At 68.6% G+C, this 11,583-nt stretch carries 13 protein-coding genes; 9 read left to right on the forward strand and 4 right to left on the reverse strand.

Annotated elements, in window-relative coordinates; all coding sequences use genetic code 11:
* The 3 genes from atpD (at position 1) to ACIBVN_RS38100 (ending at position 2,326) form a co-directional block, all read left to right on the forward strand.
* Complete coding sequence (gene atpD / locus ACIBVN_RS38090) at positions 1 to 1,449, forward strand: F0F1 ATP synthase subunit beta (RefSeq protein WP_397144995.1); 1,449 nt, start codon at positions 1 to 3, stop codon at positions 1,447 to 1,449.
* A 66-nt stretch (positions 1,450 to 1,515) separates the two neighbouring features.
* Positions 1,516 to 1,917 (forward strand): F0F1 ATP synthase subunit epsilon, encoded by a 402-nt coding sequence (locus ACIBVN_RS38095; protein ID WP_043616272.1) that lies wholly within the window; start codon positions 1,516 to 1,518, stop codon positions 1,915 to 1,917.
* 31 nt (positions 1,918 to 1,948) lie between these two features.
* Positions 1,949 to 2,326 (forward strand): DUF2550 domain-containing protein, encoded by a 378-nt coding sequence (locus ACIBVN_RS38100; protein WP_349450498.1) that lies wholly within the window; start codon positions 1,949 to 1,951, stop codon positions 2,324 to 2,326.
* Positions 2,327 to 2,359: 33 nt separating this feature from the next.
* Here ACIBVN_RS38100 and ACIBVN_RS38105 read toward each other — a convergent pair whose 3' ends face one another.
* The gene (locus tag ACIBVN_RS38105) at positions 2,360 to 2,950 is read right to left on the reverse strand and encodes a cob(I)yrinic acid a,c-diamide adenosyltransferase (protein ID WP_397144997.1); all 591 of its coding nucleotides are present in this window, start codon (positions 2,948 to 2,950) and stop codon (positions 2,360 to 2,362) included.
* Positions 2,951 to 3,077: 127 nt separating this feature from the next.
* Here ACIBVN_RS38105 and ACIBVN_RS38110 point away from each other — a divergent pair, with 127 nt between their 5' ends.
* The 4 genes from ACIBVN_RS38110 (at position 3,078) to ACIBVN_RS38125 (ending at position 6,647) form a co-directional block, all read left to right on the forward strand.
* On the forward strand, positions 3,078 to 3,974 hold the full coding sequence (locus tag ACIBVN_RS38110; RefSeq protein ID WP_397144999.1) for an ABC transporter ATP-binding protein: 897 nt from the start codon (positions 3,078 to 3,080) through the stop codon (positions 3,972 to 3,974).
* A complete protein-coding gene (locus ACIBVN_RS38115; RefSeq protein ID WP_397145001.1) occupies positions 3,971 to 5,080 on the forward strand; it encodes an ABC transporter permease in 1,110 nt (369 codons plus the stop codon). The genes ACIBVN_RS38110 and ACIBVN_RS38115 overlap by 4 nt, the downstream gene beginning before the upstream one ends.
* The gene (locus tag ACIBVN_RS38120; protein ID WP_397145003.1) at positions 5,081 to 6,250 is read left to right on the forward strand and encodes a sensor histidine kinase; all 1,170 of its coding nucleotides are present in this window, start codon (positions 5,081 to 5,083) and stop codon (positions 6,248 to 6,250) included.
* Between the two features lie 79 nt (positions 6,251 to 6,329).
* A complete protein-coding gene (locus ACIBVN_RS38125) occupies positions 6,330 to 6,647 on the forward strand; it encodes an STAS domain-containing protein (protein ID WP_397145005.1) in 318 nt (105 codons plus the stop codon).
* A gap of 100 nt (positions 6,648 to 6,747) precedes the next feature.
* Here the strand turns inward: ACIBVN_RS38125 and ACIBVN_RS38130 are convergent, their stop codons facing one another.
* The 3 genes from ACIBVN_RS38130 to nucS all read right to left on the reverse strand — a co-directional run bounded on the left by ACIBVN_RS38130 (position 6,748) and on the right by nucS (position 9,632).
* A complete protein-coding gene (locus ACIBVN_RS38130) occupies positions 6,748 to 7,290 on the reverse strand; it encodes a TetR/AcrR family transcriptional regulator (protein ID WP_397145007.1) in 543 nt (180 codons plus the stop codon).
* A 144-nt stretch (positions 7,291 to 7,434) separates the two neighbouring features.
* Positions 7,435 to 8,907, reverse strand: coding sequence for an aldehyde dehydrogenase family protein (locus ACIBVN_RS38135; RefSeq protein ID WP_397145009.1), 1,473 nt, complete (start codon positions 8,905 to 8,907; stop codon positions 7,435 to 7,437).
* 62 nt (positions 8,908 to 8,969) lie between these two features.
* Positions 8,970 to 9,632 carry an endonuclease NucS gene (nucS, locus tag ACIBVN_RS38140; RefSeq protein ID WP_349450491.1) on the reverse strand — a complete coding sequence of 221 codons (663 nt, stop codon included), beginning with the start codon at positions 9,630 to 9,632 and terminating at the stop codon, positions 8,970 to 8,972.
* A gap of 36 nt (positions 9,633 to 9,668) precedes the next feature.
* Here nucS and ACIBVN_RS38145 point away from each other — a divergent pair, with 36 nt between their 5' ends.
* Together ACIBVN_RS38145 and ACIBVN_RS38150 are read left to right on the forward strand one after the other, a co-directional pair.
* Positions 9,669 to 11,114, forward strand: coding sequence for a 3-hydroxyacyl-CoA dehydrogenase family protein (locus ACIBVN_RS38145; RefSeq protein ID WP_397145011.1), 1,446 nt, complete (start codon positions 9,669 to 9,671; stop codon positions 11,112 to 11,114).
* On the forward strand, positions 11,111 to 11,401 hold the full coding sequence (locus ACIBVN_RS38150) for an ATP/GTP-binding protein (protein ID WP_344987072.1): 291 nt from the start codon (positions 11,111 to 11,113) through the stop codon (positions 11,399 to 11,401). The genes ACIBVN_RS38145 and ACIBVN_RS38150 overlap by 4 nt, the downstream gene beginning before the upstream one ends.
* Positions 11,402 to 11,583 lie beyond the last annotated feature (182 nt).

Here is an 11,583-nt window from a genome sequence, read left to right on the forward strand (position 1 = left end):
ATGACTGCAGAGGCTGTTGAAAACGTAGAGGCCGCGGCGGCCGGCACGGGCCGCGTGGCACGTGTCACCGGCGCCGTCGTCGACGTGGAGTTCCCCGTCGAGGCGATGCCCGACATCTATAACGCGCTCACCGTCGAGGTGACCCTCGGCGGCGAGACCAAGACCCTGACCCTGGAGGTCGCCCAGCACCTGGGTGACAACCTGGTCAGGACCATCTCGATGCAGCCCACCGACGGCCTGGTCCGCGGCCAGGCGGTCGTGGACACCGGCGCCCCGATCTCGGTGCCGGTCGGCGACGTCGTCAAGGGCCACGTGTGGAACGCGCTGGGCGAGACGCTCGACGTGCCCACCTCGTCGCTCAAGATCAACGAGCGGTGGGGCATCCACCGGCCGTCCCCGGCGTTCGACCAGCTCGAGTCGCGCACCGAGCTGCTCGTCACGGGCATCAAGGTCATCGACCTGCTCACCCCGTACGTGCAGGGTGGGAAGATCGGTCTGTTCGGCGGCGCGGGTGTGGGCAAGACCGTCCTCATCCAGGAGATGATCCGCCGCGTCGCCCGCAACTTCGGTGGCACCTCGTGCTTCGCCGGCGTGGGCGAGCGCACCCGTGAGGGCAACGACCTCTGGCTGGAGATGGAGGAGGCGGACGTCCTCAAGGACACCGCGCTCGTCTTCGGCCAGATGGACGAGCCGCCGGGCACCCGTCTGCGGGTCGCCCTGTCGGCGCTGACCATGGCGGAATACTTCCGCGATGTGCAGAAGCAGGACGTGCTGCTGTTCATCGACAACATCTTCCGCTTCACGCAGGCCGGTTCCGAGGTCTCCACGCTGCTCGGCCGTATGCCGTCCGCCGTGGGTTACCAGCCCACGCTGGCCGACGAGATGGGTGTGCTCCAGGAGCGCATCACCTCGACGCGCGGTCACTCGATCACCTCCATGCAGGCGATCTACGTGCCCGCGGACGACATCACCGACCCGGCGCCGCACAACGCGTTCGCGCACCTCGACGCGCAGACCGTGCTTTCGCGGCCGATCTCGGAGAAGGGCATCTACCCGGCGGTGGACCCGCTCGACTCCTCCTCCCGGATCCTCGACCCGCAGATCGTGGGCGAGGAGCACTACCGGGTGGCCCAGGAGACCAAGCGGATCCTGCAGAAGTACCGCGAGCTCCAGGACATCATCGCGATCCTCGGTATCGACGAGCTGTCCGAAGAGGACAAGGTCACCGTCCAGCGGGCCCGCCGCATCGAGCGCTTCCTGTCGCACCCGATGTACGCCGCCGAGGCGTTCACCGGCCAGCCGGGCGAGACCGTCCCGCTGGACGAGACCATCGCCTCCTTCAAGGGCCTGTGCGCGGGTGAGTACGACCACCTGCCTGAGCAGGCGTTCTTCATGGTCGGTGGCATCGAGCAGGCCGTGGCCAAGGCCAAGGAACTCGAGCGCCGGTAAATCGCCCCAGGTGGTGGTGCGGTGTTCAATGCCGCACCACCACGGATCGGAAAGGAACCTACAAAAGTGGCGAAGCTACGAGTAGGGGTTGTCTCACCAGAGCGTGAGATCTGGTCGGGCGAGGCCGACATGGTGATTGCCAAGACCGTGGACGGCGAGATCGGTATTATGCCGCAACACGCACCTGTGCTCGGCGTTCTCGTCGAGGGCGGCGTGCTGCGCGTGAAGCGGGAGGGCGAGGGCGACCTCGTGGCGGCCGTGCACGGTGGTTTCATCTCCGTGGCCGACGACGAGGTGTCCGTGCTCGCCGAGGTGGCCGAGCTCGGTTCCGAGGTCGACGTCGCGGCGGCCCGCGACGCTCTCGACCGGGCGCAGGCCTCGATCGAGGCCAACCAGGAAGACGCCGACGCGGCAATCGAGGCCAAGCGTGCCAGGGCCCGGCTGCGCGCGGCGGGCGAAGAGGTTTAATAATTCCAAGCGCGGGGCTTCGGGGGGCGGCATGGTAGCGACGGTTCTGATTCTCGTAGCTTTTGCCGCCCTCATAGTCCTGCGGGGCGTGACGCTGGCCCGCTCGCGCGGCAGCGTGCCCTGTCGCCTCCGGGTGGGCGACCGTGGCTGGCAGAGCGGGGTAGCCCGCTACGCCGACGGAGAGCTCCACTGGATTCCGCTTCTGGGCGTCCGACTGAGGCCGCGCCACGCGATCGCGAGGCGCGGCCTCGTCGTTTCCGCCCGCCGTGAGATCGACGGCGGGTTTTTTGCTGTCGACTGCGGCGGGACGACTCGCGGGATCTCTCTCGCGATGAGCGCCGACGCCTTGACCGGCTTCCTGGCATGGCTGGAGTCCGCGCCGCCCAGCGCCTACCTGGACGTCGCCTGACCGCACGCCGGAGCCTTGGGCCCCACTGCGCCCCTAACGGGTGCCGCCCGGTTTCCAGAGGATCTCGTTGCCGGCGTGGGCGACCCGGCAGGCGATGAAGAGCAGGTCCGACAGGCGGTTGAGATATTTCGCCGTCAGCGCGTTCATGTCGTCGTGGGCCTGCAGTGCCGCCCACGTGGTGCGCTCGGCCCTGCGGACCGTCACCCTGGCCACGTGGAGCGCCGCCGTGGCGGGGTCGCCGCCGGGGAGCACGAAGCTGCGCAGGGGCTTGAGCTCGGCGTTGAAGCGGTCGCACTGCTCTTCGAGCCGGTCGATGTACGACTGCTCCACCCGCAGCGGCGGGAACTCCGGGTTCTCCACGACCGGTGTGGCCAGGTCGGCGCCCACGTCGAACAGCTCGTTCTGGACCCGGACGAGGACCTCCACGAGGTCCGCCGGCAGGGTGCCGTGCGAGAGCGCGAGACCCAGGTGCGCGTTGGCCTCCTCCACGTCGGCGTAGGCGGCCAGCCTGGGATCGGTCTTGGCCGCCCTGCTCATGTCGCTCAGCGCGGTGGTGCCGTCGTCGCCTGCGCGGGTGTAGATGCGGGAGAGGACGACCGGCTTGTCCTTGTCGGCGCGCGTCATGGCATCAGCGTAATGACAAATGTCATCAGAAAGGGACGCGGGATGCATACCGCGGCCGTGATTTCCGCGACTAGCAGGGCGAACGCCGCTGACGACACCATTGACCCATGACGAAGGAGATGACCTGATGCTCGAGATCAGCGAGCTGCGCAAGCGCTTCGGAGGCGGACCCGGCGCCCCCGAAGGCAAGGTCGCCCTGGACGGGATCAGCTTTTCGGTACGGCCCGGCGAGATGTTCGGGTTCGTGGGCGCGAACGGCGCCGGCAAGACGACAACCATGCGCATCGTCATGGGCGTGCTCCAGGCCGACTCCGGCTCGGTGAGCTGGCAGGGCAGGCCGCTCGGCTACGACGACCGGCGGCGTTTCGGCTACATGCCGGAGGAGCGAGGGCTCTATCAGAAGATGCGCGTCGCCGAGCAGATCGAATATTTCGGCCGCCTGCACGGGCTCGGCCCCGCCGCCGCGAAGAAGGCCACGGACGAGCTGCTGGAGCGGCTCGCGCTGACCGAGCGCCGGGGCGACGCCGTGCAGGCGCTCTCGCTGGGCAACCAGCAGCGCGTGCAGCTGGCCGTGGCGCTGGTGCACGACCCGGAGGTGCTGGTGCTGGACGAGCCGTTCTCCGGGCTCGACCCGATCGCGGTGGACGCGCTGGCCACGGCTCTGCAGGAGCGGTGCAGGGGCGGCGTGCCGGTGATCTTCTCCAGCCACCAGCTGGAGCTGGTCGAGCGGCTGTGCGACTCGGTGGGCATCGTTTCCGCGGGCCGGATGGTGGCCACAGGCACGGTGGCCGACCTGCGGGCGGCCGAGGGCAACACGCTGCGCGTCGTCGTACGCGATCCGGCCCCCGGCTGGGCGGACGGCCTGCCCGGCACGGTCACCGTGAACGGCGACCGGCACGTCCTGCGTACCGACGGCGGCGACGACCAGGAGATCCTGCGGCGCGCCATGAAGGCGGGACATGTCGAGCACTTCGGGGTCGAGCGGCCGACCCTCACCGAGATCTTCAAGGAGACCGTGGCGTGAACGAGGTGATGCTGGTAGCCCGGCGGGAGATCGCCACGCAGGTGCGGACCAAGGGGTTCCTGATCGGCCTGCTCATCACGGCCTTCCTGGTGGCGGTGGTGTCCTTCGCGCCCAAGGTCATGGGCGGGTCGGACTCGTACACGCTGGGCACGGTCAACTCCCAGCAGCTGCCGCTGCAGGCCGCCGCGCCGGAGGCGAAGTTCGAGTGGCGTAAATTCCCCGACGAGGCCGCCGCCAAGCAGGCCGTGCTCGACGGGGACGTGGACGCGGTGCTGGTCGACGGCACGAAGGTGCTGACGGACGGCGAGATCGACAGCCAGCTCGGCGTGCTGCTGCAGAGCGTCAACCGCGAGGTGCGGCTCGGCGCCGCCGGCGTGTCGATCCCGCCGCTGAAGATGCAGTCCGTGGGCGCCGACACGCGTTACGAGGCGACCCGCGCCGGGATCGCCGTGGTGCTCGTCCTGGTGCTCTTCATGCTTCTCATGGGCCAGGTCATGATGGTGGCCATGGGCGTGGTGGAGGAGAAGGGCAGCAGGATCGTGGAGATCCTGCTCTCCACGGTACGGCCCTGGCAGCTGCTCGCCGGCAAGATCATCGGGCTGGGCGTGGTCGGCCTGATCAACCTGGTCACGATCCTGATCGTCGGGTTCGGCGCGGCCACGGCCTCCGGGCTCGCCTCCGACTTCCCGCCCGGGATCCCCGGACTGCTGGCCATGGTGCTGGTGTGGTTCGTGCTCGGGTACGCGTTCTTCGCCACGCTGGCGGCCGCGTTCGCCTCGCTGGTCTCGCGCCAGGAGGAGGTGAGCACCGTGATGACGCCGCTGACCATGACCATCATGATCACGTACTTCGTGGCCTTCTACGCCACCAACGACCCGACGGGCACGCTGGCCACGGTCGTGTCGTACGTGCCGCCGTTCTCCTCCATGGTCATGCCGGTGCGGATGGCCGCGACCGAGCTGCCTCTGTGGCAGGTGGGGGCGTCGATGGCGGCCATGGTGCTGGCCGTGCTCGTGGTGCTGGGCTTCGGGGCCAAGATCTATGAACGGGCCGTGCTGCGGACCGGTGCCAGGCTCAAGCTCGGCGACGTGCTGCGCGCGCGGTAGATGGACGCGATCCAGCGGGCGCGCCGCATCACCTGGAAGGTCCTGATCTCGAACTTCGTCGTGATGTGGTTGCTCATCGCCATGGCGACCTCGCTCATGTTCGTCGAGGGAAGACTCCACTGGTGGCGTGCCGTGCCCGCGCTGATCGCCGCGATCTGCTTCACCTGGCTCTGCCCGCGCATCCTCAACGAGATACTGGACCGCCGCCGCTATCCCACCAGGCAGGTGGTGGTGGCGGCGGTTCTCGCGGTGGTCGTGGCGGTCGTGGGCGGGGCCGACCCGCTGGGCTGGGGTTTCGTGCTCTTGTGCTGGCTGGGCGTCGCCACGCTCGAGGTCCCCAAGCGCACGAGCTGGTCGATGGCGGCGGGCACGTGCGTGGCCGGCGTCGCACTCAGCGGCCTGGCCATGGTGACCGGCACGAGTCTCATGGGCCTCGACCTGCCCGTGGGCGAGGGCCTCGTCTTCAGCGCGCTGACCTACGGGCTGTTTTGCGCGATAGTGCCGCCGTCCAACAGGGTGTGGGTCTGGATCTGGACGCTCGCCGTACAGGCTCATGAGGGGCGGGAGGCGCACACGCGGCTGGCGCTGGCCGAGGAGCGGCTGCGTTTCGCCAGGGACCTGCACGACCTCGTGGGGCACCAGCTCTCCGCCATCGCGGTCAAGACGGAGCTGGCCGTACGGCTGTCGGACATGGACGCGGGGGCGGCCAAGGCCGAGATGGCCGAGGTGAACGCGCTGACCAGGAAGGCGCTCAGAGAGCTGCGGCAGGCCGTGCGCGGCTACCGCGAGCTTGACTTGGCCGCCGAGCTGAATAGCGTGAAGGGAGTGCTCGAAGCGGCGGGCGTCCGCTGCGAGGTCCACCTGCCCTATGGCGAGCTGCCCGACGGGGTGGCGCCAGTGTTCGCCTACGCGGTTCGCGAGGCGGTGACCAACGTGCTCAAGCACAGCACCGCGACATTCTGCGACATCACGATCCGCTTCACCGCGCAGGAGGCGGAGCTGAGCGTGCGCAACGACGGTGTGGCGCGGCGTCCGGGCGCGGATCTGGGCAGCGGGCTGACGGGCATGGGGGAGCGCATGGCCGCCGTGGGCGGCAAGATGAGCGCCCATCCGACGGACGACGGAGAGTTCCTGCTGAAAGCAGTCGTGTCAATTCCGATAGCTGGGTAGGGGAGACACACAGAGGTCGGCTCGATGAGCGCTCTGCGCACGGCAGTGACTACGCTGCGTATGTGAATGAGGAGGTGGCATGCGAGTCCGGGGCAATCCGAGCGCCCAGGTGGTACGGATCGGTGCCAGGCTCGACGCCGGCACGTCTGCCGGGGTGCGGGAGCGGCTGCACAAGGCTCTCGACTCCGGTGAGGGCGACCTGATCCTGGATCTCTCCAAGCTGGAGATGATCGACGCGACCGGTCTCGGGGTGCTGGTGGGCTCGCACCGGCGCGCGCTCAGCGTGCAACGCCGCCTCGTTCTTCGGGGGGTGCCACCGAGGATCATGCGGATTCTCGCGGTGACCCGGCTGAATCGGGTTCTGCATGTAGAGGTTCCCGCAGCCGCGGTGGCCTGATGACATATCGGAGCGGGCGACGATCAGCCGTTGCCCGCTCTTTCTTGGGTTAGCCAAAATGCGGTTTTCGGGCTGACCATTGCAAATGGGTATCGAATAGTCAGTGTGTGCCGAGGCTCCGGGTGAAGATGTGCACCGCGACCTCGACGAGTTCGTCGAGGGACGGTTGCTCGTTCGCGTGCAGCCATTCGATGAGCAACTCTTGTAGCGATCCAACTACACCGAGTGCCACCAGTCGCCGATTCAACCCGGTGGTCTGCACGAAATCCGCGGACGCGTCCTCGATGAGCCGCGCGAACGCGTCCACCGCGCGCTGACGCGACTGTGTCAGGACATCCCCCGAGCGGCGCACCTCGACATGCATGATGCGAGCCCGCCGCCAGTCCGCCGTTGTGAATTCGATATAGGCGTGAATCCCGGCCTTGACTCTGTCGTCAAGGGTCTTCGGCGCCTCCTGGACGGCTTGGGTCACGACCGCCAGGCTTTCCTCCACGCAGCGTTCGTGTAACGCCTGAAGCAGCTCCTCGCGCCCGCCGAAACATTCGTAGAAGGCGCGGTTGGAGATCCTCGCCTCCGAGCACAGCCTTTCGATGGTCGTCGCCGTGAACCCCGGCTTGGCGTATAGCGTGTACGCGGCCGTCATGAGCCGCTCGCGTCTGTCTGCCAGTCTTTGCTCAGCTGACATTCCCCGGTAAGACCGGTTCACATTCCACCCGTCCAACATGATCGTGGCCCCCAGAGCACACAATTATGGACGGATGATCCGTTTTGGGAAAGGGTAAGAAGATTACCTTTTACGTCGGCCGTGCAAGAACGTGACCAGCCTGATCAGCCGCTCAAGTTCTGCGGGCCCCCGGTTGAACGAGGTCAGGTTCATCCCGGGCATCGCGAAGCGCTGGCGGGAGATGGCCTTGGGCCTGGTGAACTCGCGTAGACCGTCGGCGCCGTGTATCCGCCCGAACCCCGAGTCGCCCACCCCGCCGAACGGCAGCGCCGGCACTCCGGCGAACGAGATGACCGAGTTGATGGCGGTCATTCCGCTGCGCATCATGCGGGCGAGCTCCATGGCGCGGCGCGTGTTCCGGGAGAAGACGGTCCCGCCCAGGCCGTACGCGGTGGCGTTGGCCAGCTCCAGGGCCTCATGGGCGTCGCGGGTGCGGCGGACGGTGATGGTCGGGCCGAACGTCTCTTCGCGCACCGCGGGGGAGTCCTCCGGCACGTCCTCGACGATCACGGGGTCCACGTACGGGGCGCGCACGGCGCTGGGACCACCGGTCACGACTTTTCCGGACTTGGCGGCGTCGTCGATGTGCCGCTTGATGATGTCCACCTGAGCCGGCATCGTGATCGGGCCGTAGTCCTCGCCCGCCTTCACCTTTGTCACCCGGTCGGACAGCTCGCGCATGAAACTTTCATAGACGGCGTCGACGACGTAGACGCGTTCGACGCCCACGCAGGTCTGGCCCGCGTTGGACATCGCGCCCCACAGGCAGGCGTCGGCGGCCTTGCCGAGATCGGCGTCGGCGTCCACGATGAACGCGTCCTTGCCGCCGCACTCGGCCACGATGGGCGTGAGGTTCTCCGCGCAGGCGGCCATGACGCGCTTGGCGGTGGCGGTGGAGCCGGTGAACGCCACCTTCTTGACCCTCGGATCGGCGGCCAGCGCCGCCCCGGTCTCGCCGAGCCCTGTCACGGTCTGGAACACGGGCTGCTCGGGCACCGCCTCGGCGAACAACTCGGCCAGCCGCACGCCGATGCCCGGGGTGAGCTCGCTGGGCTTGAACACGACGGCGTTGCCGGCGGCCAGCGCGTAGGAGATGGAGCCCATCGGGGTGAAGACCGGGTAGTTCCACGGCCCGATCACCCCGACCACGCCGAGGGGGAGGTATTCGAGCGTGGCGGCCAGATTGAGGCCGATCATGCCGGTGTTGACGCGGCGGCGGCGCAGGACCTTGTCCGCGTTGCGGGCGGCCCAGTCGAGGTGGGTGATGGCCAGCACGATCTCCAGCGTCGCGTCGCCCACCGGTTTGCCGGTCTCCTCGTGGACCAGCCGGGCGAGGTCCTTGAGGTTCTGGGTGAGGACCGCCTTGTAGTCGAGCAGCCGCCTCTTGCGCTCGCCCGGCCCGATGGCCGCCCACCACGCGGCCGCCTCCTCCGCCCGGCCCACGACCTGATGGACGGCGTCGGGGGTCTGCTTGGGATGACTGCCGACGATCTCGCCGGTAGCCGGGTTGAGTGAGTCGAACGTCAGCGTGGTCATGGCGCCACGATAATCCGGTAAGCCACCGCTTACCAGGTCAGGCGCGGCGAGGCCGGGACAGATCAGAAAAGAGTGGGGTTCTCGGGTTCGATGCCGCGCAGGGCGTCGTAGTCCAGGGTGACGCAGTCGATGCCGCGGTCCGTGGCGAGGACCCGCGCCTGGGGCTTGATCTCCTGGGCGGCGAAGACGCCGCGGACGGGGGCCAGCAGGGGGTCGCGATTGAGCAGCTCCAGGTAGCGGGTGAGCTGCTCGACCCCGTCGATTTCCCCGCGCCGCTTGATCTCCACCGCCACGGTCGCCCCCAGCGCGTCCCGGCACAGGATGTCCACCGGCCCGATCGCCGTCATGTACTCCCGCCGGATCAGCGAATAGCCGTCCCCCAGCGTCGTGATGTGCTCGGCGAGCAGCTCCTGCAGGTGGGCCTCCACCCCGTCCTTGATCAGCCCGGGGTCGACGCCGAGCTCGTGGCTGGAGTCGTGGAGGATCTCGGCCATCGTCAGGACCAGCTTCTCGCCGGTCTTGCCGTGGGTGACCGTCCAGGTCCCGCCGTCCTCCTTGAGCTTGCACGGCGGGTTCATCCAGTTGAGCGGCTTGAAGGCGCGGTCGTCGGCGTGAATGCTCACGCTCCCGTCCGCCTTGATCAGCACAAGCCGGGGCGCCATCGGCAGGTGAGCCGTGAGCCGTCCGATGTAATCCACGCTGCATCGCGCGATGACCAGCCGCATGACGCTCCACCTTAGCGGCTCTGGAAAACTGGACGCATGGCGTTCGAACGGGTGGGAGTGGTCGGGCTCGGCACGATGGGGGCCGGGATCGCGGAGGTGTTCGCGCGAGCCGGGCTCCGCGTGCTCGGCGTCGAGGCCGATGCCGAGGCGCTGGCCAGGGGGCGCGGGCATCTCGAGCGCTCCACGGGGAAGGCCGTCGACAAGGGGAAGCTGGCGCCGGGGCAGCGGGCGGAGATCCTGGGCCGCATCACGCTGACCACCTCGCGCGAGGACCTGCGGGACGTCGACCTGGTGGTCGAGGCGATTCCCGAGATCCTCGACTACAAGATCTCGCTGTTCAAGGACCTCGACCGGATCTGCGAGCCCCAGACGGTGCTGGCCACCAACACCTCCTCGCTGTCCGTCACCGCCATCGCCGCCGCCACCGGCCGTCCCGACCGTGTGGTCGGCATGCACTTCTTCAACCCCGCGCCGGTGATGAAGCTGGTCGAGGTCGTGGGGACGGTGGTGACCGCGCCCGGTGTGGTGGCGGACGTCACGGCGCTGGCAGGCAGGCTGGGCAAGACGGCCGTGGCGGTGGGCGACCGGGCCGGTTTCGTGGTCAACCGCCTGCTCCTGCCCTATCTGAACCATGCCGCCGCGCTCATGGAGCTGGGCGTGGCCGGGCGCGACGACATCGACGCCGCGATGCGGCTGGGCGTGGGGCTGCCCATGGGGCCGTTCGCGCTGCTCGACCTGATCGGGCTCGACACCGCGTACGAGGTGATGGGGGTGCTGTTCGACGAGACGCGCGACCGGCGGCACGCGCCCTCGCCGCTGCTGCGCGAGCTGGTCACGGCCGGGCTGCTGGGCCGCAAGTCGGGCCGCGGCTTCTACGGCGACGCGCCGCGCGCGGAGCCGGTGAAGTCCAGGCTCGGCACGTTCGAGATCGCCGGGCCCGAGGGTGACGGGCTGGCGGAGCGGCTGCGGGCGGCCGGGTTCAAGTCGTCCGGCGACGCCGACGTCGTGCTGCACCTCGCCGACCGCCCCGTGATCGAGCACGCCGTACGCCTCCCGGACCCCGCCAGGATGGTCGGCGTGCACCTCGTCGGCGACCAGGTGGCCGAGCTGGCCTCGACGGCGCTCGCCTCGGAGGAGGCCGCGACCGCCGCCAGGGACCTGATGAAGATCGTCGGGCTGACGCCGGTGCCGTGCAAGGACAGGGCCGGTTTCGTGGTGGACGCGCTGCTCTTCCCCTATCTGAACGACGCCGTGCGGATGTACGACTCGGGGTACGCCTCGATCGAGGAGATCGACGCGGCCATGCGGCTGGGCTGCGGCTACCCCGCCGGGCCCTTCGAGATGCTGGAGTCCTTCGGCCTGGCCAGGGTCAGAGACGGGCTGAGAGCCCTCTACGCCGAATACCGCGAGCCCGCCTTCGCGCCCGCGCCCCTGCTCGACCAGCTCGTCACCGCCGACGTGAGCGAGTTCCCGCGTCGATGAGCCCCCGTCGCGCCCGCCGAAGGGAGTCCTCCCGGCCCTTCGGTTTCCCCACCGGGCTGGACAAAGTGGAGGAATGGCCCGACGGCGAGTGGAAGGTACGCATGCTCACCGGCGCGTCCTCCACCAAGAACTACCGGTGCCCGGGCTGCGACCAGGAGATCCGCAGCGGCCAGCCGCACCTCGTCGCCTGGCCCAACTGGCCGGGAGGCGACGAGGAGCGCCGCCACTGGCACCCGGCATGCTGGCGCAAGAGACTCGACCGCGGCCCCGGCAGGAGCCGTTACTAATAAGAAACCTGCTCGGTAGGCTGCCGCCCTACCGTCGTGCCTGGTAGAGACCGTAGCGGCAGTTTGTCAGCAGATTTCTCATTAGCACTGAAAGACATCCCAGGAGTTTTAATGTCAAGCCGTGGCACTCTGGACGTGATGCGACCAAGCGGTCGCTTCGTCGTAGAGCGTGCCGGTTTTGA

This window comes from Nonomuraea sp. NPDC049400, assembly GCF_044466425.1.
In the GTDB taxonomy this organism is placed as follows: domain Bacteria; phylum Actinomycetota; class Actinomycetes; order Streptosporangiales; family Streptosporangiaceae; genus Nonomuraea.